Consider the following 22,913-nt stretch of genomic DNA (forward strand, 5'->3'; position numbering starts at 1 on the left):
AGAAACTAAATAGAATATTGATAAATGACAAAAAAATATGACAAAAACAATATTTTTAATAGTTAAAAACATATGGAATCAATCTCATAAAAACATAAATAATGGATCACAAAAAAGACAGAGATAACGATCATATCTGAATTATAACGATATGCATCATATGATCCACAAAAAAAGGAAAAGTAAAAAGAGTCTGCTGATTAAAAATCAGACAGCGACGGAAAAGGAGGAAGGACATGGATTACAGAAAGACCGCACAGGAAATCTATGATCATGTAGGAAAGAAAGAAAACATCATTTCTGCAGCCCACTGTGCAACAAGACTTCGTCTGGTCATTGCAGATAATGACAAGGCAGACAAGGAATACGTGGAGAATATCGACGGAGTAAAAGGTGTATTCTTCGCACAGGGACAGATGCAGATCATTCTTGGAACAGGAGTTGTAAACAAGGTTTATGATGAGTTCATCCAGATCGCCGGGGTTTCCGAGAGCAGCAAGGAAGAGCTGAAGCAGGTGGCAGCATCCAAGGCCAATCCAGTACAGAGACTCATTAAGACGCTTGGAGATATTTTTGTCCCGATCATCCCGGCTATCGTAGCCAGCGGATTCCTGATGGGAATCATGGAAGCTTTGAACTTCATGGTAAACAATGGCTTCCTGAACATTAATACCAACGGTTCCATTTATGTATTTGCACAGCTTTTCAGTAATACAGCATACACATTCCTGCCGATCCTCATCGCTTACAGTGGTGCAAAAGTATTCGGCGCCAACCCTTACCTTGGTGCGGTTATCGGTATGATCATGATTCATCCGAATCTGCAGAACGCCTGGACAGTTGCCACGGAAGGCGTACAGGCCACACAGAAAGTATGGTTCGGACTTTACTCCATTGACATGGTTGGATATCAGGGACATGTAATCCCGGTTATCATTGCAGTCTGGGTACTGGCACAGATTGAGAAGAGACTTCATAAAGTCGTACCTGCAATGTTCGATCTTTTTGTAACACCGCTTGTCAGCGTTTTTGTAACCGGCTATCTTACACTTTCCATTATCGGACCGATCTTCGTAACAGTTGAGAACGGACTTCTGGATGGAATCCAGTGGCTGATCGCTCTGCCATTCGGAATCGGAAGCTTTATCATGGGTGCTTTTTATGCACCGACAGTTGTTGCAGGTGTTCATCATATGTACACCATCATTGACCTTGGACAGCTCGCTAAATTCGGCGTTACCTACTGGCTGCCGCTTGCATCTGCAGCCAATATTGCACAGGGTGGTGCGGCTCTTGCCGTAGGCCTGAAATCAAAGAACCAGAAGGTCAAATCCATGGCTGTTCCGTCTGCATTAAGCGCATGTATGGGAATCACAGAGCCGGCTATCTTCGGTGTAAATCTTCGCTTTGGAAAGCCGTTTATCATGGGCTGCCTGGGTGGTGCATGCGGAGCCCTTTTTGCTTCCATCACCAGTCTTGGTGCTACAGGAACAGGCGTTACCGGTATCTTCGGAATCCTGCTGTGCCTGAATAATCCGGTTTCTTATATACTCATGTTTGCCATCGCATTTGGTGTGGCTTTTGTACTCACATGGATGTTCGGATATAAGGACGAGGTACAGGAAACAGCTGAGAAAAATATTGAAACAGAGAAAAAGGCAGGTGCTCCGGCAGAGAATGCTGAGATGAAATCTGCGGAGGAAAAAACAGCTGAGAGCGGTGTGCAGACTCTCTACAGCCCGCTTGAGGGAACTGCGATCCCGCTTTCAGAAGTAAAAGATGCGACCTTTGCATCAGAAGTCCTTGGAAAGGGCATGGCAGTGATTCCGTCCAAAGGTGAGGTGAAAGCACCTTGCGACGCAACAGTTTCTACAATTTTTGACACAAAACATGCGATCGGCCTTGCAACAGACAGCGGTCTGGAACTGCTGATCCATATCGGAGTTGATACCGTTGAGCTTGGCGGTAAATTCTACACAGCACATGTAAAAGACGGCGACCAGGTCAAAAAAGGCCAGACACTGATCACTTTTGACATGGAGGAGATCAGGAAGGCTGGTTACGATGTGACCACACCGCTGATCGTAACAAATACAGATGATTACGAAGAAGTAAAAATGCTTACAGAAGGAACAGTAAACAACGGTTCTGAGGTACTGGAGGTAAAATAATGAGTTCTCTGACAAAAGTGCTTGCGGAGGAAGTAAGAAAAATCGAGAAAACGGCAGCAGTAGGAATGGCGATGCAGAAGAGCCGCCTGACACATCATCTGATGCCGCCGACCGGATGGCTGAACGATCCAAATGGATTATGCTGGTATAAGGGAAGATATCACGTGTTTTTTCAGTATTCTCCTTTTGAAGCCAACGGCGGCCTGAAATTCTGGGGACATTATTCCAGTGAGGACATGATCAACTGGAGATATGAGGGTGTTCCGCTTCTGCCTGACAGTGTTTATGACTGTCATGGTGTTTACTCAGGCTCTGCACTTGCAGAGGAGGATAAACTTCATCTTTTTTATACAGGGAATGTGAAGATGGATGGAGATTATGATTACATTAACAACGGACGTTGTTCCAGCACTCTCCACGTGGAGAGTGAGGACGGCATCCGTTTTGGAACAAAAGAAGAGGCTATTTCCTGGACGGATTATCCGGAGAATTACACCTGCCATATCCGCGACCCGAAGGTGTGGAAGGACGGAGAAGAGTACCATATGATTCTGGGAGGCCGCCAGAAAGGCGACAAAGGTGCAGTTCTTTTTTATAAATCTGAGGATCTGAAGAACTGGACATTTGATCGTGACCTTACTACAGAGAATACATTCGGATACATGTGGGAATGCCCGGATTTCTTTATTCTGGGTGACCAGGAGGTGCTTTCAGTTTCTCCCCAGGGACTGACAAGAGAGGAGTACCGTTTCCAGAATATTTACCAGTCCGGATATTTTATCCTGAAGGATGGTAAGCCGGAGGAAAAAGATTTCCGGGAATGGGATTATGGCTTTGATTTCTATGCACCACAGACATTCCAGGATGGAAAAGGCAGAAGGATCATCATCGGCTGGATGGGAATGCCGGATGCTGATGAAGAGTATGTGAATCCAACTGCTGAGACAGAAGGCTGGCAGCATTGTCTTACTGTTCCGCGGGAAGTTACTTATAAGAATGCAATGCTTTATCAGTATCCGGTGGAAGAACTGAACGGACTTAGAATGGATGGGATTTCTGTCAGAGGTTCTGATGTGGAGCTTCCGGTTAATGGACCATTTGATCTGGATATTAAGGTCAAAGGTGAGCAGGGCAAGATAAGCCTTGGGGAAAACCTTTTCCTGAATTATCAGGACGGAAATATTTCATTAGCTCTCTCCGAAAAAGCTGGCGCAGGGCGAAAAGTGCGTAAGGCGCATATTCCATCCGGTAAGGTTGAAGCTCTCAGAATCCTTGCAGATACCACAGCAGTAGAGATCTATGTGAATGGCGGAGAAATTGTTTTTTCTACCAGATATTATCCGGAGACGGATGAGCAGACTGTGAAGGTGGAAGCTGCGGAAGTTGACGGAGAGATTTATAAACTGAAGAATTGTGTGATGGAGTAGGTTCTTTTGTTTCACAATTCATATTCACAGAAATAAAAAATGAACGTATAATAAAGCAGGTGGGAAAATCCGCAGCCGGAATCCCAGCCTGCTTTATCTTTGTTATAAGTGAAATACATGAATTGTGCCGGCTGCTTGAGTATAGAAGGATGGCTGCTGAAGAAATGCTGGCGGCTGTCTTTACATAGAATATTTTCACAAAAGAGGAGACTGCTATGAACTACACATACATCGTGCAGTGTGCAGACGGCACGCTCTACACCGGCTGGACAAACTGCCTTGCCAGGCGGATGAAAGCGCACAATGAAGGCAAGGCAGGTGCCAAATATACCCGGGCCAAGAGACCGGTGAAGCTGGTGTACTACGAAGGCTTTGCCACAAAGGAAGAGGCTATGAGCAGGGAGTACCGGATCAAGCAGCTGACCAGGGAGAAGAAGCTGGAGCTGATGAGGTTTTGAATTTTGATAAACATTTTGATATTTTAAAAGACTTCAAATGTGTGGAGCATTATGCAGCGTAATTGAAAGATAAGGATATCTTTTTTTGATGTTTTGTGGTTGAAGGGTTTTTGCAGAATTTGTCGAAATGTTTTGAGTGCATATTTGCCCATATTGTGCTAAGGTAAAAAAAACATTTCATTTCTATTCTGTTCAGCGACAGGAATGAACTGCTGAAGCTTTACAATTGAAAGCTGTTATGTTGAATATCAATAAAGGCCATAACCGGAAACTGATGGAAACCTGCAGAACGCTTCACGACTACGCAGAATACACTTCCCGGGTACGTGAATATGCTGCGAGGATGCCACTGGATGAAGCTGTGGAGCGGGCGATCACGGAGTGTATAAGTGAGGGGATACTGGCAGATTTTCTGAGAAAGAATCGTGCGGAGGCGAAAAAAGTGAGTATATACGAATATGATGAAGAGAGGCATATGAGACAGACGAGAGAAGAGGGCGTTGAGGAAGGCTATGCCAATGGACTGCCCCAGGGAATTGAGCAAACAGCGGTTAATTTGATTAAAACGAGACTTCTTACAGATGAACAAATTAAAGAAGTGACCGGTTTAAGCCAGTCTCAGATAGACACTTTGCGAAAAAACGAAAATACTCAATAATCACATCATTGTATAAAACCAACCATATAGCTAAAAAATACATCAAAAAACAATCACATCAAAAAAATCTCTTCCAGAGCGCTTAACCATTTAAATTCCTGCCATACAGCGAATATAAATGTCTAAGCTACCTCTGGAAGAGATCGCATCTTTACATTTCTGATCAATGAATCCCCATTCCGGCAACAAAGAAATACATTACAACGAAATGGCACATACTTCCCAGCATTACGAAAATATGAAATACCTCATGAGATCCAAAATTTTTATGTCTGGCATTGAAGATTGGCAGCTTCAGTGCGTAGATGACACCTCCGATGGTATAGATGATGCCACCGGCCAGGAGCCAGCCGAACCCTGCGCGGGGCAGGTTGTGGAAGATCGGGACGAAGGCCAGAACACAGAGCCAGCCCATTCCGATGTAGATCACAGAAGAGAGCCATTTCGGGCAGTTGATCCAACAGCCCTTAAGGATCATTCCGATGATGGCAACAGTCCATACAAGTGCACAGAGGATATAGCCGGTACGGCCGTGAAGGACGATTAAGCATACCGGGGTATAGCTGCCTGCGATCATGACGAAGATCATCATGTGATCCATTTTTTTCAGGCGGCGGTTTACTTTAGCGGTGGAGTCTACGGAATGATAAAGAGTGCTTGCCAGATAAAGAAGGATCATGGTCAGGATGAAAACACTCACTGCAAAAACATGAAGCATATCAGCGCTTCTGGCAGCTTTCACGATCAGCGGAGTGGCTCCGGCAGCTGCAAGAAGCATGGCGATTCCGTGTGTAATCGCGCTTCCCGGGTCTTTTAATTTAAATTTCATGATATAACACCTCCTGGATACAGAAAAATAATGTAGAAATCGATAAAACAACATATAGTATTCAAAACTACATAGCAAGTATACGAATACTATACCACTCTTGTTCGAAAATGCAACCCCTTTTTCGTAAAATTTTATATGGATTTAACGTAAGCTTGCCTTGAAGTAAACATTCAGCCAGTATACTTATTCAGGATAATCCATTGTGCGAACGGCTGACCTTTGCATCTATTTATCAGAGTAATCTGGATGAGTTTTATATGGTAAGAGTAGGTTCGCTGGTCGATCAGATGTTTCTTTCCAAGGATATTCGTGAAAATAAAACAAATATGACACCAAAGGAACAGCTGGAAGCGGTCCTCTCAGGAACCAGAAAATTAAATCGAAAAAGAGATGTGATTTATGAGGAGATTATGGACAGCCTGAAGGAATATGGCGTTCAGATGTTTAATTTCCATAAGATTGGAAATGTGGAATATTATACGCAGATCGGAACCGGAAACTACAATGAGAAAACGGCCCGTCTGTATACAGATCTTTCTCTGATGACTGCTGATCCGAAAATCGGAACAGAAGCAGCGCAGGTATTCCAGGCTCTGGCCATGGGAGAAACTGTTGAAGATATGGATCATCTGCTTGTGGCACCGAAATGCCTGCAGAATAAGGTGCTGGCAATGATCGATGCAGAAATCGAGCATACAAAGGCCGGAGAACCGTCTTATATCGGACTGAAGATGAATTCCCAGGAGGTGTTTTTGCAGCAGGCATATGCGAATACAGCAGCCGAAGGAAAAGAGCAGTGATAACCAGGCAGAAAATTGCAAAATCCACTCCTGACGGAATACAGGTTTTCTTTGATAATATAACTGTCATGTGATAAGATAAAAGCAGTATTTTGTATAAAAACAGTTACCGGTCACAAATATTAACTGGAAACATGTGAACTGGAAGGGAGTAGTTTATGGCACACAAAAGAGTAGTGCTCTGTTTGTTAGGAACTGTTTTGGCAGCATCCATGTTGAGTGGATGTACCGGAAAGAAGTCAGACCCTGTTACAATTACCGTATGGACATATTATAATGGAGATCAGCTTGACACATTTAATAATCTGACAGAGAAATTTAATGAAACAGTTGGTAAGAAACAGGGAATTACGGTAGATAGCAAGAGCCTTGGAACGGTAGAAGACCTGGAAAAAAATGTTCTGGCAGCAGCAGACGGAGAGGTTGGAGCTTCCGAAGTTCCGAATATTTTTTCTGCATATGCTGATACAGCATATACCATGGATCAGAAGGATATGCTGGTAGATATTTCTGATTATCTTACAGATAAGGAAAAAGAACAATATGTAGAGGGGTATCTGAAAGAAGGAGACTTCTCAGATGATGGAAGTATTAAGATATTTCCGGTCGCGAAATCGACAGAGCTGCTTTTTCTCAATGATACAGACTGGCAGAAATTTGCGGCAGATACAGGTGCGGAATATGATGATCTGAAGTCAATAGAAGGACTTGTTGAAACTGCAGAGAAATATTACAAATGGACAGATGAACAGACTCCTGATCATCCAAACGACGGAAAGGCGCTGTTTGGCCGTGATGCAATGGCCAATTACATTCTGGTAGGAGCCCAGGAACTTGGCTGTGATATTTTTGAAGTCAAAGATGAAAAAATGACTCTGAATTTTGACAAGGATGTAATCCGTACTTTGTGGGATAATTATTATGTTCCATATATCAGGGGATATTTTTCCGCGTCAGGACGTTTCCGCAGTGATGATGTAAAAACCGGAAATGTACTTGGCTATGTTGGTTCAACATCCAGTGCCACATTCTTCCCGACGGAAGTAACAAATGACAGTGGAGATTCTTATGATATTTCACTGAAAGTACTTCCAAGTCCTAAATTTAAGGACGGCGATGATTACGCTGTACAGCAGGGGGCCGGGATGGTTGTGACCAGGGGCTCTGATGAAGAGATTAAAGCCAGCGTGGAATTTCTGAAGTGGTTCACAAAACCGGAGAACAATATTGATTTTTCCGTTGGTTCCGGCTATCTTCCGGTAACAAATGAAGCCAACAGCATTGATAAGATCAAATCTGTTGAGTCTGATATCAGCAGCTCTATGGAAGAGATCCTTACGAAATCTGTAGATGAGATCAATAATAACAACCTGTATTATATGCATGCATTCGAGAATGGAAATGATGCAAGAACTGTCCTTCAGGAAGCGTTCGAAGATGTTGCACAGCAGGATCGCGCAACGGTAGAAGAACGTCTGGCAGAAGGACAGAGTGCACAGGAGGCAGAAGCTGAGTTTCTGTCGGATGATTATTTTGAAAACTGGTATCAGAATGTCCTTTCAGAGCTTCAGGCGTATGAAGGCTAACGCAGACTGAAGTCTCAGGAAGGAGGAACTGCTGATCATGAAAAAAAAGGAGAAATCCATTTTTCGTACGATCCTGACAGCTATGTTGATGGTTCTGGGAATCGAGATACTGCTTCTGGTGGCTGCTTTAGGCATCAGTCATGTGAGCAGTCAGCTGGATCAGAATGCAGTTGATATTCTGAAAAAACAGGTGGATAACAGAAGCAGTTATCTGGAGAGCATTCTGTCTTCAGATCAGAATCTTTCAAATCTTTCAGAACGGATCAATGAAGTGACGGAGGAGCTGATTGATTCCGGTGAGATAGATATTCAGAATATCGGAACAAATAAAGAAGATTATCTGCCGTTGATGAAGTGTATTAATGATTCAATGATCAGTACTATGAGGCGGAGAGCAGTTACAGGAATTTTTGTAGCCTTTAACACAGAGGATCTGGACGAAAAAGGCCAGAAAGATGTGATTCCTGCTTTGTATATAAGAGATCTGGATCCGGATTCCCTGCCAGCGCGGAGGAATACAGATCTTCTGATGGAGAGATCGCCGGTTGAGCTGGTTAAGACGATGGGAATCTCCACGGATAAGGGATGGAAATCGAATCTGGCTCTTTCGGATGAAAGTACGAAAAGGATCATGTATCCTGTTTTTCAGGCTGCATATAAAGACCATGGTCAGCTTGAGGCATCAGATTATGGACACTGGTCAACAGAAGAATATACACTGGATGGAGATAACCGTCCAGCGATCGCTTACTCTGTTCCACTGATCCTTTCGGATGGAACTGTTTATGGCGTTCTTGGAGTTGAGCTTCTCTCGGAATATCTGAATACACAGATACCTTATGAGGAACTGCAGAATGAAGGAGAAGGCACTTATATTCTGGCGTATACGAAGTCATCATTAAAAGATGACGGGATCGTTATCTCAGGAATCGGAGGAATCAATGGAAAAAATCTTTCCGATGAAGAAGTATTGAGAAACAGTGAATTGACATTGCACAAAAACAGCTACGGAGAGTATCAGCTGGATCTGACGGGAAAAAGATATTATATATCCATGAAACCGATCCAGCTGTACAATCGGAACGCTCCTTTTTCAGATGAGCAGTGGGTTCTGCTGGGGGTTGTAGAAAACAGTCAGCTGTTCTCTTTCTCAAGACATGTGCTTCGGATACTGATTTTTACCGTTTTAATGACTGTAGTGGTGGGTGTTCTCAGCAGCCTGATCGTCAGTCTCCGTCTGGCACGGCCTGTGCGGAAGCTCTCTTCGGAAGTTGAAGAAGCACAGAAAAATAACAGTACATCGCTGAAGTTTTCCAATACGGGAATCCGGGAGCTGGATCAGTTTGCAGGTGCGATCACGCAGCTGAACAAAGATATGGTAACAGTATCTACGAAATTCCTGCGCATTATGGAAATGGCCAGTGTGGAGCTTGGCGGATTTGAGGTCCGTACCGATACCAAGAGCGTTTATGTGACAGATAATTTCTTTTCCATGCTTGGAATGGAACGTGATCCAGACGAAATTCTTGATGCGGACAGCTTTGTGAAGATCGTGAAAAATTTTGAAAGTGAATGTTCTTATATAACGGGCAGCGATAACGCAAAAGTATATTGTGTGAAGTATGATGACGGAGACGTCCGTTATGTCCGAATGGAGATCAACAAAGAAATGAACCGGTGTATCGGTCTTGTGGAAGATGTGACGAAAGTTACCAGAGAGCGTATGAGCATTGAATATGAGAGAGATTATGATACGCTGACCGGACTTTACAACAGACGTGCTTTCCAGAGAGAAAGTGAGAAGTTGTTCCGCGAGCATCCGGAGAAGCTGAAACATGCGGCGTTTGTGATGATTGATATGGATAATCTGAAATATACGAATGATAATTTCGGACATGATTTTGGTGACAGATACATTTACGAGGCTGGAAAAGGCTTTGCAGATTATACACCACAGGGAACTATTTGTTCCAGAATCTCCGGCGATGAGTTCAATCTTCTTTTCTATGGTTACGACAGTCAGGATGAGATCCGCAAGGTGATCGCTGAAGTAAAAGCTGCTATTGACAGAAAATGTATAATGCTTCCAAGCGGAAGAAAACTTAAGTTAAGCATTTCAGGCGGCATTTGCTGGTATCCGGAGAACACAAAAGATCTGAAACTGATGAAGAAATATGCAGATTTTGCAATGTATCAGGTTAAGCGCTCTGCGAAAGGCAATATTCAGGAGTTTGATCCGGATGTTTATAACAGGAATGCCAGTGAGGAACAGCAGAGGAAACAGTTCCGGCAGCTGATCCGAAGAGAGGAACTTCGGTATTACTATCAGCCAATTGTATCTGCAGTTACCGGAAAGGTCTATGCACTGGAAGCACTGATGCATATTGATCTGCCAGCACTGAAATCACCGGAAGATGTAGTAAAACTTGCCAGAGAAGAGAAATGTCTCCATGAGCTTGAGCGAATTACGTTTTTCCGGGCAGCAGAAGGTTATGTTCAGCTGAGAGAGAATGGTGATGTAAGAGGCGATGAACTTCTGTTTATCAACTCTATTGCCAGTGAGTGCATGAGCAATGATGAATGCAGGGAATTTAACCGGAAATATGGCGATCTTCAGCCACAGCTGGTTCTGGAGATCACAGAGCAGGAATCCTTGAATAAGAAAGGAAATATGCCGGGCTTCCTTGGTGCGATTGCATTGGATGATTATGGAAGTGGCTACAACAGCGAGAAGAGTCTGCTTACTATTTCACCGCAGTATATTAAGGTGGATATGGCAATCATCCGCGATATTGATACAGATCCGGATAAACAGCAGATCGTAGTAAATATTGTAAATTATGCGCATCAGCGAGGAATGTATATCGTAGCAGAAGGCATTGAAACTCCGGCAGAGCTTGAGAAGGTTCTGGAGCTTGGAGTGGATCTGCTTCAGGGCTATTATCTGGCAAGGCCGGCAGCAGTGCCGGGAGAGATCAATTCCGAAGCAATAAAAATTATTAAGAACAGAAGTCGGGAAGTGTGATACTTCCCGGCTTTTTTTATCTGTTTGACAATACATATTTCTCCCATTTTTTCACATAATAACCATACAGATAAACAAACGGCTGCGGCAAATATAAAATTACTGTACAGCAGCGATCAGATAAGAAAAATGCAGGAGGAAAAAGACAAGATGAAAGCAACAGGAATTGTTCGTCGGATCGACGACCTGGGCCGGGTGGTGATCCCGAAGGAGATACGAAAGACACTTAAGATCAAAGAAGGAACACCTCTGGAGATCTTTACAGACAGGGAGGGGCAGATCATTCTGAAAAAATATTCACCTATTGGTGAGCTGAATAATTTTGCAGAAGAATATGCGGAGGCACTGGTGCAGACAACCGGGCTGACAGCCTGTATTACAGACAGGGATGTAGTGGTGGCAGCGGCAGGAAGCGGAAGCAGGGAGCTTGATGGAAAAGAAATCAGCATGGAGCTGGACGAGGTGATCTCCGGGAGGGAGACACGTCTTATTAATGGAAGCAGCCGTGAAGATGTGTCGGTAACTCTCGGGCACAAGGACAGCTTTACCGGAAAAATGATCCAGCCGATCTTATGTGCAAGTGATGCCATAGGATCTGTGATACTTCTTGGAAAATCTGATAAGAATGTACTGGGCGAAAAAGAACGTGCGCTGGTAAAGACAGCTGCGAGTTTCCTGGGAAGACAGATGGAACAGTGAAATTCTTATGGCGGCGGAGTACACCTCTGGGGAAAGTTATGATATTCTTCCAGAGTCAGGTTAGTGATCGTCAGCCAGGACGCCAGCGGTTTTGTCACATAGCGGATGTGCCAGGGTTCGTAAGGCATGCCGGTGATCTCTTCTTTATTTTCAGGATACCGGAGAATAAAGCCATAGAGAGAAGCATTACGCTTCAGCCATCGCCCTTCTCCGGTGGAAGCGAATTTTTCGCACAGTTCCATATGGAGGGACGGACAGGAAACGTCAAGGGCCAGTCCGCTCTGGTGCTCGCTTGCACCTGGAACAGCTACAAATCTGCTCCCTGTAAAAAGCTCCTTTTGTCTTTGAAAAGAGCGGTAGCCGGAGACTGCCCACAGATTCAGGCCGGACTTATGGCAGGCATGGAAGAGCTGGGAAGCCGCCTTTGCAGCCTGGTATTCCAGAAGACGTTTCGGATCTCCCGGTGCAGCCTCAAAAGGCAGCCCGATATCAATAAGATGCTCCGGCACAAAAGCTTCCGGCAGCGGATGTTCCCTGCTGATCAGCCGGGTATAAAAATCTCTGTGCATAAAAAACCCCCTTTCCTTATCCATAAGCTTATGATAAGAAAAGGGGGTTTATGATTATTTTATCTTAGAGAGCTTTCTCACTCATTTCTTCCAGAAGAGCTTTTTTCATGTCGTAAAGTGACTGGGAAAGATCTACATATACTTTCTGCGGATTTACAAAACGTCTGGATTCATCCCAAAGAGTATTCTGCTCTTTCTTGCAGTAGTCACGGAGTTCCATGACAGATGGAGATGTGTAAACGCTCTTTCCACCTTTGATAACCGGAACAAGAAGCTCGCGGAGTTCGTAGGTTCCGCCGAGAACTTTAGTTTTCTTCCAGGTGTCAACCGGGTCGAAGATGACCATGGTCTCTTCAGGATCAAATTCTTCATCTGCAAGGCAGATCAGGTCAGCTTTGATCTTGCCGGTTTTCTTGCTGTAGATACGGTATACAGTTTTGTTGCCGGGGTTGGTAACTTTCTCTGTGTTCTCGGAAAGTTTGATCTTCGGTACGAAGGTATCGCTGTCAGCGTCCTTTACTGCGGCAAGCTTGTATACGCCGCCGAAAGCAGGATTGTCGTCTGCTGTGATCAGTTTCGTTCCAACACCCCAGGAATTGATCTTGGCATCCTGAGCTTTCAGGCTCTCGATCAGATACTCGTCAAGATCGCTGGATGCGGAAATGGTAGCATCATCAAAACCTGCAGCTGCAAGCATCTTATAAGCTTTCTTGGAAAGGTATGCCAGGTCTCCGCTGTCGATGCGGATTCCGTAATTCTTCAGCTGGATGCCTTCCTCACGCATCTCCTCGAATACGCGGATCGCATTTGGAACACCGGATTTCAGCACATCGTAGGTGTCTACCAGAAGTGTGCAGGAATTCGGATAAAGTTTCGCATATGTCTTGAATGCTGTGTACTCATCCGGGAAGCTCATGATCCAGGAATGAGCATGTGTTCCAAGTACCGGAACATTAAACATCTGGCCTGTCAGTACATTGGAAGTACCGGCACATCCGCCGATTATTGCGGCTCTGGCACCAAAGATACCGGCATCAGGACCCTGTGCACGACGAAGACCGAATTCCATGATCGGCTCACCCTTGGCTGCGTGGCATACACGTGCGGCTTTGGTAGCGATCAGGCTCTGGTGGTTCATGATGTTTAAGATAGCAGTCTCAACAAGCTGGGCCTCCATGATCGGCGCGATAACCTTGACCATAGGCTCTCTCGGAAAGATCACGGTTCCTTCCGGGATCGCGTAGATATCACCGGTAAACTTGAAGCTGCTTAAATACTCAAGAAAATCTTCTTCAAAAATCCCAAGGCTTCGCAGATAGGTAATGTCTTCTTCTGTAAAACGAAGGTTTTCGATATATTCGATCATCTGTTCCAGTCCGGCACAGATGGCGAAACCGCCGCCGTTTGGATTATTGCGGTAAAACATATCGAAGATTACGGTCTGGTTGGTCGGGTTTTTGAAATATCCCTGCATCATGGTAAGCTCATAGAGGTCCGTGAGCAGGGTAAGGTTATTTGCTCGCATATTATTCTCCTTTGGATGCCTCCGGATATTGTGACCGGAGGGGAATACACGGTAGTTTCCGTTCTTTTTAATTATAAGGCTTATTATACCACAAAGGAGTGGATTGTAAAATTTTTTTTAAGTCAGAGGGGGTATTTTAAATTCCGGAAAGCCGCATAAAATAAGGCTTTCCGGCACTTTGGAAAAGTTTTTTTGAGAAAAAATAAAAAAAATTGAAAAAAGGGGTTGCAATTTTAAAAAACCTGTTATATAATATCATTCGTCGCAAGCGATAAGGCAAGCGAAAAACAAACACATAGGGCTATCGCCAAACGGTAAGGCAACGGACTCTGACTCCGTCAGTTCAAGGTTCGAATCCTTGTAGCCCTGCTTCTTAAGCACCTCGATTGAGAGGTGCTTTTTTGTGCTATGGGAAATTAATTTACAATGTTTCATGATACAAAAAAGCCCTTCGGGCAGAAAAAACAAGTGCGTTTCCCCATGTCAAGTGGTACAATAAAAACGGGTAATTGTAAAATGATTATCTGTTTTCATAAGTATACAGTAAAGCGGAATGCGAATATCCGCTCTATGTTACGGACATTGCAACTGGAGGAATGAAAGAAAACAATATGAGTTACAGTTTTGAAAGTCGTGTAAGGTTCAGCGAGATCGGAGAAAATGGCTGCCTGGATCTGCCTGGTGTTCTGGATTATTTTCAGGACTGCTGTACATTTGAGTCTGAAAAGACAGGGCTTGGGATGGAAGTATTAAAGGTACAGAAACGTGCCTGGGTGCTTTCTGCGTGGCAGGTAGTAGTGAAGAGATATCCGAAGCTTGGTGAAAATATAAAAGTAATAACTATTCCCTATGGGTTCCGTGGCTTTATCGGGATGCGTAATTTTATCCTGGAGACAGCAGGGGGTGAGAAGCTGGCCTGGGCGAATTCCTACTGGTCTTTTATCAATACAGAAACAGGAGTTCCTGAGAAGCTGACACCGGCAGATACAGAGCCCTATGATCTGGGAGATAAAATCGATATGGATTACGCACCGAGGAAGATCGCACTTCCCAAAGAACGGGAGAAACAGGAAGCTTTTGCAGTGCAGAAGCATCATCTGGATACCAATCATCATGTAAACAACTGTCAGTATATCCGTATGGCAGCTGATTATCTGCCGGAAGCTTTCAGAGTCAGCCAGCTTCGAGTGGAATATAAGAGACAGGCTGTTCTGGGAAATGTGATCGTGCCGGAAGTGTATGCAGCAGATGGGAAAGTGGCAGTTATCCTGAATGCAGAAGATAACGAACCATATGCAGTTGTAGAATTTACGGAATAAGATATGCGTTGCTGTATGGTTATTGTTATGTATTATTTGAAGATACTTTTATTTGATCGATAAAGTAAATTGCGAAGCAGATTTAGAATTTCTGGCTTCTTAAAGGAGGAAACGTTACTATGCTGGAAAAATTAAAAGAGGAAGTTTACAAAGCGAATATGGATCTGCCGAAATACGGGCTTGTAACTTTTACATGGGGAAATGTCAGCGGTATTGACAGAGAGAAAGGTCTTTTTGTTATTAAACCAAGTGGTGTTGAGTACGACAAGCTGACACCGGATGATATGGTTGTTGTAGACCTGGAAGGAAATAAGGTTGAGGGTAAATATAACCCGTCTTCCGATACAGCAACTCACGTAGTTCTCTACCGTGCATTCCCGAATATCGGCGGTATTGTGCATACTCATTCATCATGGGCTACAAGCTGGGCGCAGGCAGGAAGATCGATTCCGTGCTACGGAACTACCCATGCAGATTATATCTACGGTGAAGTTCCATGTGTGCGCAATCTGACCAAGCGTGAGATCGAAGAAGCTTACGAGAAGAATACAGGTGTTCTTATTGCAGATTATTTCAAAAACAGAGATTACGAGGCAGTACCGGCAGTTCTCTGCAAGAACCACGGACCTTTCACCTGGGGAAAAGATGCTCATGAGGCTGTCCACAATGCTGTTGTTCTCGAGGAAGTTGCCAAGATGGCATCCCGCTGTGAGCTGATCAATCCAGATGTGAAGCCTGCACCGCAGGAACTTCAGGACAAGCACTATTACAGAAAACATGGTGCAAATGCTTACTACGGGCAGATCAATAACGAGGATTGACCGACAAAATAATAAAATTTTCAGGAATGCCGCGGATAAAACAGCGGCATTTTTTACTGTCTGTCTCTAATTCTAGCGAATTTTGTCGAAAAATGCCGAAAAAACTGTATTTGCTGACCTTTAACACCGAAAATGTTGAAATATGTGCTAATGTCAAGAATAATGCGCGTTATTAACACATTTTGGAAAAGGTATCGGTATGAAGATTTACGCTTATCATGGGAAGAAAAACGTATCCGGCGAAAAAATACGCCAGGTGAGACATATGAAAAGAATGTCCCAGTCTGCGCTGGCGGCTAAGATGCAGGTAGAGGGAGTTTTGCTGGAGCGTGACAGCATCAGCCGGATCGAAAGCGGAGAGCGTTTTGTGGCAGATTATGAACTGCGGGTGTTTGCGAAGGTTCTGGGAGTGGATGTAAAGTGGCTTTTAAATGAGAATTAACTTGAGAAATAATTAACGCTTGCTATTTATGTCGGAAACTGCTACAGTATAAAGAAAAAAGACGGCTGTTGCTTTTTGCGGAAAGAACAGCCACGGATAAGAAGATAGAGGCGCGGATTTTATCAGTACTTACGGACATGAAGCCCTGGCAGGCTGTCCATGAAGAAAGGAAAATCCGCCGAAGTGCTCTGAACAGCCAGAGGTCAGGGTGCTGGGACGACGCAGAATATGCGGCGTACTGTCACGGGTGTGGAGCGCTATCTAATAAGTTAAATAAGGATTATTTAACAGGAGGTGTTCTAAGAAGAGACAGCCTCCGTTTTTTTGTCCCCGAAAAAGGGAGGAGAAAAATGAGTAAAAAAGCAGGAACAGCATTGTCTCTCATGGCAATGGTATTCATGGGCGCGCTGGCAAGTCCCCTGAATGTGCTGGCAGCGGATGCGGAGGAGACTTATCAGCCTGCTCTGTATGCAACGATCTGGGCACTGCTTCCACCTCTGGTAGCGATCATCCTTGCGCTGATCACAAAAGAGGTATACAGCTCTCTGTTTGTGGGAATTGTAGTAGGAGCATTGCTTTATTCCGGATTTAAATTCGAAGGAACTGTAACACAGATTTTTGAGGGAGGAATCATCAAGGTTCTTTCTGACAGTTACAATGTAGGTATTCTGATCTTTTTGGTAATCCTGGGATCAGTGGTGTGTATGATGAACAAGGCCGGCGGCTCCGCCGCATTCGGAAGATGGGCCAGCCAGAAGATCCATACACGTGTAGGTGCCGAGCTGGCAGCGATTATTCTTGGTATCCTGATCTTTATTGATGACTATTTCAACTGCCTGACAGTAGGAAGCGTTATGCGTCCTGTGACAGACAGACATCACGTATCCAGAGCGAAATTCGCATACCTGATTGATGCAACAGCTGCTCCGGTATGTATTATCGCACCGATCTCATCCTGGGCTGCTGCAGTCAGCGGATTCGTAGAAGGACAGGACGGACTTGCGATTTTTGTAAGAACGATCCCGTATAACTTTTATGCGATTCTTACTATTGTAATGATGGTGGGCATGGTACTGATGAAAACAGAATTCGGTGCTATGAAAACACATGAGATCAACGCTCTGAACGGAGATCTTTATACAACAGCTGCAAGACCTTATGAGAATGCAACAGATGATGAAGCACCAAATCCCCGTGGAAAAGTGATCGATCTTGTGGTTCCGATCGTTGTGCTTGTTATCTGCTGTGTCATCAGCATGATCTATACAGGAGGATTTTTCAGCGGAACAGATTTTGTCACTGCATTTTCACAGAGTGATGCTTCCACAGGTCTTGCAATGGGAAGTGCTTTTGGACTTGTGTTTGCGATCATTTTCTACATGGTTCGCCGTGTGATCAATTTCAGAGACTGTATGGCCTGTATCCCGGATGGTTTCAAAGCCATGGTACCGGCTATCATGATCCTGACTTTTGCATGGACATTGAAAGCTATGACAGATTCACTTGGCGCAGCAGTATTCGTAGAAGAGTCTATGCGTTCTGTTGCCGGTGGTATCGAGGTTATCCTTCCGGCGATCATCTTCCTGGTTGGATGCGGACTTGCTTTTGCAACAGGTACTTCCTGGGGAACATTCGGAATCCTTATCCCGATCGTTGTTGCAGTATTTGAGAAATCCAGTCCTGAGATGATGATCATTTCCATGTCAGCCTGCATGGCAGGTGCAGTTTGCGGAGATCACTGCTCACCGATTTCCGATACAACGATCATGGCTTCCGCCGGAGCTCAGTGTGATCATGTGACACATGTTTCCACACAGCTTCCATATGCGATCGTGGCTGCAGCAGTATCTTTTGTGACTTATATTGTTGCCGGTTTTGTAAAAACTGCATGGATCGCACTTCCGGTCGGAATCGTGCTGATGCTTGTTGTGCTTTTTGTTATTAAGATGATGAATCCTATGCCGATCGAGAAACCGACAGAGTAACAGATATAATAATTTTACGGATATAAGGCAGTAACGGAAAGAAATTTCCGGAGCTGCCTTTTTTGTGCTTTCTATAATATTTTTCTTATGTTATAATGCAGGACAGACAGCAAGTAACAAATAATCATATATAGAATTAAAAAGAACAGGAGAGAGAATGATAGAATTAGGAAAAAAACAGAAACTGCTGGTTGTAAAAACCGTAGATTTCGGAATATATCTTGGAGAAGACAGAAATGCTCCTCAGAACGAGAGAGTGCTTCTTCCGTCCAAACAGGTGCCGGAGGGAACCAAGGCGGGCGATGAGCTGGAAGTTTTTATTTATAAAGATTCCCAGGACAGACTGATCGCCACAACAAGAGAGCCGATGCTCCAGGTTGGACAGACAGCTGTTCTCAAGGTGAAACAGGTCACAAGAATCGGAGCATTCCTCGACTGGGGACTGGAGAAGGATCTTCTTCTTCCGTACCATGAGCAGACCAACAGGGTTCGCGAGGGTGAGGAGTGTCTGGTGGCTCTTTATGTTGATAAGAGCAGCAGACTTTGTGCTACTATGAAAGTGTACCATTATCTTTCTACAAGAACTCCATATGGACCTGGAGATATGGTGAAGGGCCGTGTCTATGAGATCAGTGGAAACTTTGGCGTTTTTGTTGCGATAGATGATAAATATTCCGCACTGATCCCTGCAAGAGAGGCAACCGGTAAATACAGACCGGGAACAGTTCTTGATCTTCGTGTTACTGAAGTGAAGGAAGATGGTAAGATGAATGTCAGCGACCGCCAGAAGGCTTACATCCAGATCAACGAGGATGCAGAGAGCGTACTCAGTGTGATCGAGGAATTTGCAGGCGTGCTTCCTTTTGATGACCATGCTTCACCGGAAGTTATCAAGAGAGAGTTTGGCCTGAGCAAGAATGCGTTCAAGCGCGCAGTTGGCCATCTGATGAAAGAAGGCAAGGTAGAGATCCGCGACAAGAGGATCTATATTAAAAAATAACAAGGTGTTGACCGGCTCCGGATCAGACACGCTCCGGCACGTTCCGAGATAAAGTGCAGGGCGGGTAGGATGCGGAGCTTTTTTTCACAATAAGGAGAGAAAATTTGGAGTTTACACATTTGCATGTCCATACAGAATACAGTCTTCTGGATGGCTCCAACAAAATTAAAGAATACGTGGCCAGGGTGAAGGAACTGGGAATGGACAGCGCGGCGATCACAGACCACGGCGTTATGTATGGTGTGATCGATTTTTACAGGGCTGCCAGAGAAGCCGGAATCAATCCGATCCTGGGCTGCGAGGTTTATGTGGCTCCCGGATCACGTTTTGACAGGGAGGTAGGAAGCGGAGATGACCGTTATTACCATCTTGTGCTTCTGGCTGAGAACAACCAGGGCTACAGTAACCTGATGAAGATCGTATCCAGGGCATTTGTGGAAGGTTTTTATTATAAGCCTCGTGTAGATCTTGAGCTTCTGGAAAAATATCACGAGGGAATCATTGCATTAAGTGCCTGCCTGGCCGGAGAAGTAGCCCGTTACCTTGCACGGGGTATGTACGAGGATGCGAAGGTCGCAGCCCTGCGTTATCAGGATATTTTTGGAAAAGGGAATTTTTTTCTGGAGCTGCAGGATCATGGAATTCCGGAGCAGCAGACTGTAAACCAGCAGCTTCTCCGCATGCACAGAGAGACAGGCATTGATCTGGTTGCTACCAATGATGTGCATTACACCATGGCTGAGGATGCGGAGCCCCATGACGTGCTTCTTTGCCTGCAGACACAGAAGAAACTTACAGATGAGAACAGAATGCGCTATGAGGGCGGTCAGTATTACGTGAAATCTCCGGAAGAGATGGCAAGACTTTTTCCATATGCTCTGGAAGCTCTGGAAAATACTCATAAGATAGCCGAGAGATGTCATGTGGAGATCGAATTCGGTGTGACCAAGCTGCCGAAATATGATGTGCCGGACGGGCTTACTTCCTGGGAATATCTGAACAAGCTTTGCCATGAGGGACTGGAACAACGGTACCATCCGGTAACAGAGGAACTGAAGAAGCGTCTGGATTATGAGCTCACTACCATTAAAAATATGGGATATGTGGATTATTTTCTCATTGTGTGGGATTTCATTAAATATGCCCGGGATAATGACATTATGGTTGGCCCTGGCCGAGGCTCTGCCGCAGGAAGCCTGGTTGCCTACACACTTGGGATTACTCAGCTGGATCCTATCCGTTATGACCTGCTGTTTGAGCGTTTTCTGAATCCGGAACGAGTATCCATGCCTGATATTGATGTTGACTTCTGCTTCGAACGAAGACAGGAGGTTATCGATTATGTAAGACGGAAATACGGCGATGACTGCGTGGTTCAGATCGTTACTTTTGGTACGCTGGCAGCGAGAGGTGTTATCCGCGATGTCGGCCGTGTTCTGGATATGCCTTATGCACAGGTGGATACCATTGCAAAGATGATCCCGCAGGAGCTTAATATCACGATAGATAAGGCGCTGGGGATGAATCCGGAATTTCGTAAAGCTTATGAGGAACAGGAAGATATCCATCGTCTGATCGATCTTGCAAAGCGGCTGGAGGGTCTTCCAAGGCATACTTCCATGCATGCGGCGGGTGTTGTGATCAGCCAGAAGGATGTTTCTGAATATGTGCCGCTTTCCAGGGCACAGGACGGTTCCATTGTCACTCAGTTTACCATGACAACTTTGGAAGAGCTTGGTCTTCTGAAAATGGATTTTCTGGGTCTCCGGACACTGACAGTTATCCAGAATGCAGTAAAAATGGTGGAAAAAGACACGGGTACTCTTCTGGATATGCAGAAGATCGATTATAACGACAAAAAAGTACTGGATTCCCTTGGAACCGGACGTTCTGACGGTGTGTTCCAGCTTGAGAGTGCGGGTATGAAAAACTTCATGAAGGAGCTGAAACCCCAGAGTCTTGAGGATGTGATCGCAGGAATTTCGCTGTACCGTCCGGGGCCTATGGATTTTATTCCTCAGTATATCAGAGGAAAGAACCGCCCGGATACCATCCGTTACGATTGTCCGCAGATGGAGCCGATCCTGAAGCCGACTTATGGATGTATTGTGTATCAGGAGCAGGTTATGCAGATCGTTCGAGAGCTTGCCGGATATACGCTTGGACGAAGTGACCTTGTGCGCCGTGCCATGTCCAAGAAAAAAGCTTCTGTCATGGCAAAAGAGCGTCAGAATTTTGTTTACGGTAATGAAGAAGAAGGGGTTCCGGGATGTATTGCAAACGGAATTTCAGAGGAAATCGCAAACAAGATCTACGATGAGATGACGGATTTTGCAAAGTATGCGTTTAACAAGTCTCATGCTGCAGCTTATGCAGTGGTTTCTTATCAGACTGCGTATCTGAAATATTATTATCCTGTGGAATTCATGGCTGCGCTGATGACATCCGTTGTGGAAATGCCGAACAAGGTTGCAGAGTATATTTCTGTGTGCCGCCAGATGGGAATCCAGATCCTGCCACCGGATATTAACCGTGGTATGTATGGATTTTCTGTTGATAAAGGAGCTATCCGCTATGCACTTTCTGCCATTAAGAGTATTGGCCGTCCGGTTATTGAAGGAATCGTGAGAGAAAGGGAAGAACATGGAGAATATACTTCCCTGAAGACTTTTGTGGAGCGTAATATTAATCAGATCAACAAAAGAGTTGTGGAAAATCTGATCAAGGCTGGAGCACTGGATTGTCTGGAAGGAAACCGAAAGCAGAAGATGTTCGTTTATCCGCAAATCATCGACAGTATTAACCAGGATAAGAAACATTCAATGGCAGGGCAGATGAGTCTTTTTGATATTGTATCAGAAGAAGATAAGAAAGAATTCGAGATCCGTATGCCGCAAATCGCTGAGTATACGAACGATGTGATTCTCGCCTTCGAAAAGGATGTTCTTGGGATTTACCTGAGCGGACATCCTCTGGAACAGTACCGCAGCATGATGGAAAAAATGATTTCCGCAAAAACCTCGGATTTCCAGCCGGATGATGAGACAGGAATTCCGGAGGTTTATGATAACCAGAAGGTTATTGTCGGTGGAATGATCACGGATAAAACGATAAAATATACAAAGAATAATAAGGTAATGGCATTCCTTACACTGGAAGATCTGGTAGGAACTGTGGAGATCGTAGTTTTCCCGCGTGACTACGAAAAATGTCAGATGTTTATCAATGAAGAGGCGAAGCTTTTTATTCAGGGAAGAGTATCTGCCGAGGACGACAAAGCCAGCAAGCTTATTCTGGAAAAAGTCCGCTCTTTTGATGATATGCCGCGTGAATTGTGGATCCAGTTTGACAGCAGGGAAGACTACGCAAAAGCAGAAACCGACCTGGTGGATGATCTGATGGAATCAAAAGGAAACAGCACAGTAGTCATCTATCTGAAGGATGTCAAGGCCATGAAGAAACTTCCTCCTGCATATCAGGTTCATATCGAGGATTCCTGGCTCGATAAAATGTGTGAAAAATATGGAAGTTCCAATGTTAAAATTGTGGAGAGAGTATTGAAAAACTTATAAAAATGCTATAAACTATATCCGAAT

General features: G+C 44.6%; 16 protein-coding genes, 1 tRNA gene, 2 pseudogenes and 1 riboswitch. Of the genes and pseudogenes, 16 read left to right on the forward strand and 3 right to left on the reverse strand.

Annotated elements, in window-relative coordinates; translation table 11 throughout:
• The first annotated feature begins 236 nt into the window (after window positions 1-236).
• The 4 genes from AC04Q4_RS12790 (at window position 237) to AC04Q4_RS12805 (ending at window position 4,714) form a co-directional block, all read left to right on the forward strand.
• Entirely contained in the window at window positions 237-2,171 is a 1,935-nt protein-coding gene (locus tag AC04Q4_RS12790; protein WP_476389103.1) for a glucose PTS transporter subunit IIA, read from the forward strand.
• Complete coding sequence (locus AC04Q4_RS12795; protein ID WP_476389104.1) at window positions 2,171-3,598, forward strand: sucrose-6-phosphate hydrolase; 1,428 nt, start codon at window positions 2,171-2,173, stop codon at window positions 3,596-3,598. Before AC04Q4_RS12790 ends, AC04Q4_RS12795 begins: the two co-directional genes overlap by 1 nt.
• A gap of 215 nt (window positions 3,599-3,813) precedes the next feature.
• Entirely contained in the window at window positions 3,814-4,056 is a 243-nt protein-coding gene (locus AC04Q4_RS12800) for a GIY-YIG nuclease family protein (RefSeq protein WP_118626573.1), read from the forward strand.
• Window positions 4,057-4,294: 238 nt separating this feature from the next.
• The gene (locus tag AC04Q4_RS12805) at window positions 4,295-4,714 is read left to right on the forward strand and encodes a hypothetical protein (protein ID WP_476389105.1); all 420 of its coding nucleotides are present in this window, start codon (window positions 4,295-4,297) and stop codon (window positions 4,712-4,714) included.
• A gap of 163 nt (window positions 4,715-4,877) precedes the next feature.
• Here the strand turns inward: AC04Q4_RS12805 and trhA are convergent, their stop codons facing one another.
• Window positions 4,878-5,543, reverse strand: coding sequence for a PAQR family membrane homeostasis protein TrhA (gene trhA, locus AC04Q4_RS12810; protein ID WP_476389106.1), 666 nt, complete (start codon window positions 5,541-5,543; stop codon window positions 4,878-4,880).
• Window positions 5,544-5,746: 203 nt separating this feature from the next.
• Between trhA and AC04Q4_RS12815 the strand changes: the two are divergent.
• From AC04Q4_RS12815 to AC04Q4_RS12835, 5 genes and pseudogenes are all read left to right on the forward strand, one after another.
• Window positions 5,747-5,977 (forward strand): annotated as a pseudogene (locus AC04Q4_RS12815) (polyphosphate kinase 1); the annotation flags it as partial.
• A 30-nt stretch (window positions 5,978-6,007) separates the two neighbouring features.
• Window positions 6,008-6,286, forward strand: a pseudogene (locus AC04Q4_RS12820) (polyphosphate kinase 1); the annotation flags it as partial.
• A 218-nt stretch (window positions 6,287-6,504) separates the two neighbouring features.
• The gene (locus tag AC04Q4_RS12825; RefSeq protein ID WP_476389107.1) at window positions 6,505-7,932 is read left to right on the forward strand and encodes an extracellular solute-binding protein; all 1,428 of its coding nucleotides are present in this window, start codon (window positions 6,505-6,507) and stop codon (window positions 7,930-7,932) included.
• A 37-nt stretch (window positions 7,933-7,969) separates the two neighbouring features.
• Window positions 7,970-10,957: an EAL domain-containing protein gene (locus AC04Q4_RS12830; RefSeq protein WP_476389108.1), complete on the forward strand. Its 2,988-nt coding sequence runs from the start codon at window positions 7,970-7,972 to the stop codon at window positions 10,955-10,957.
• A 150-nt stretch (window positions 10,958-11,107) separates the two neighbouring features.
• Window positions 11,108-11,656 carry a stage V sporulation T C-terminal domain-containing protein gene (locus AC04Q4_RS12835; protein WP_173738119.1) on the forward strand — a complete coding sequence of 183 codons (549 nt, stop codon included), beginning with the start codon at window positions 11,108-11,110 and terminating at the stop codon, window positions 11,654-11,656.
• Window positions 11,657-11,661: 5 nt separating this feature from the next.
• Here AC04Q4_RS12835 and AC04Q4_RS12840 read toward each other — a convergent pair whose 3' ends face one another.
• Together AC04Q4_RS12840 and AC04Q4_RS12845 are read right to left on the reverse strand one after the other, a co-directional pair.
• Window positions 11,662-12,225 carry a M15 family metallopeptidase gene (locus tag AC04Q4_RS12840; protein WP_173738118.1) on the reverse strand — a complete coding sequence of 188 codons (564 nt, stop codon included), beginning with the start codon at window positions 12,223-12,225 and terminating at the stop codon, window positions 11,662-11,664.
• Window positions 12,226-12,289: 64 nt separating this feature from the next.
• Window positions 12,290-13,750, reverse strand: a complete 1,461-nt coding sequence (locus tag AC04Q4_RS12845; RefSeq protein ID WP_173757237.1) for a nicotinate phosphoribosyltransferase — start codon at window positions 13,748-13,750, stop codon at window positions 12,290-12,292.
• A 297-nt stretch (window positions 13,751-14,047) separates the two neighbouring features.
• Here AC04Q4_RS12845 and AC04Q4_RS12850 point away from each other — a divergent pair.
• The 7 genes from AC04Q4_RS12850 to AC04Q4_RS12880 all read left to right on the forward strand — a co-directional run bounded on the left by AC04Q4_RS12850 (window position 14,048) and on the right by AC04Q4_RS12880 (window position 22,889).
• A tRNA-Gln gene (locus AC04Q4_RS12850) sits at window positions 14,048-14,119 on the forward strand.
• 242 nt (window positions 14,120-14,361) lie between these two features.
• Window positions 14,362-15,069, forward strand: coding sequence for an acyl-[acyl-carrier-protein] thioesterase (locus tag AC04Q4_RS12855; RefSeq protein ID WP_173738139.1), 708 nt, complete (start codon window positions 14,362-14,364; stop codon window positions 15,067-15,069).
• A gap of 119 nt (window positions 15,070-15,188) precedes the next feature.
• Complete coding sequence (gene araD / locus AC04Q4_RS12860) at window positions 15,189-15,890, forward strand: L-ribulose-5-phosphate 4-epimerase (RefSeq protein WP_274602644.1); 702 nt, start codon at window positions 15,189-15,191, stop codon at window positions 15,888-15,890.
• A 199-nt stretch (window positions 15,891-16,089) separates the two neighbouring features.
• Window positions 16,090-16,332 (forward strand): helix-turn-helix domain-containing protein, encoded by a 243-nt coding sequence (locus AC04Q4_RS12865; protein WP_173738116.1) that lies wholly within the window; start codon window positions 16,090-16,092, stop codon window positions 16,330-16,332.
• Window positions 16,333-16,429: 97 nt separating this feature from the next.
• Window positions 16,430-16,600, forward strand: a riboswitch (Lysine riboswitch).
• Window positions 16,601-16,730: 130 nt separating this feature from the next.
• Window positions 16,731-18,317: a Na+/H+ antiporter NhaC family protein gene (locus tag AC04Q4_RS12870; protein WP_476389213.1), complete on the forward strand. Its 1,587-nt coding sequence runs from the start codon at window positions 16,731-16,733 to the stop codon at window positions 18,315-18,317.
• Window positions 18,318-18,474: 157 nt separating this feature from the next.
• Window positions 18,475-19,317, forward strand: coding sequence for a CvfB family protein (locus tag AC04Q4_RS12875; RefSeq protein WP_173738114.1), 843 nt, complete (start codon window positions 18,475-18,477; stop codon window positions 19,315-19,317).
• 104 nt (window positions 19,318-19,421) lie between these two features.
• Complete coding sequence (locus AC04Q4_RS12880) at window positions 19,422-22,889, forward strand: DNA polymerase III subunit alpha (protein ID WP_173757241.1); 3,468 nt, start codon at window positions 19,422-19,424, stop codon at window positions 22,887-22,889.
• Window positions 22,890-22,913: the final 24 nt, after the last annotated feature.

The organism is Blautia sp. HA8986 (assembly GCF_056504635.1).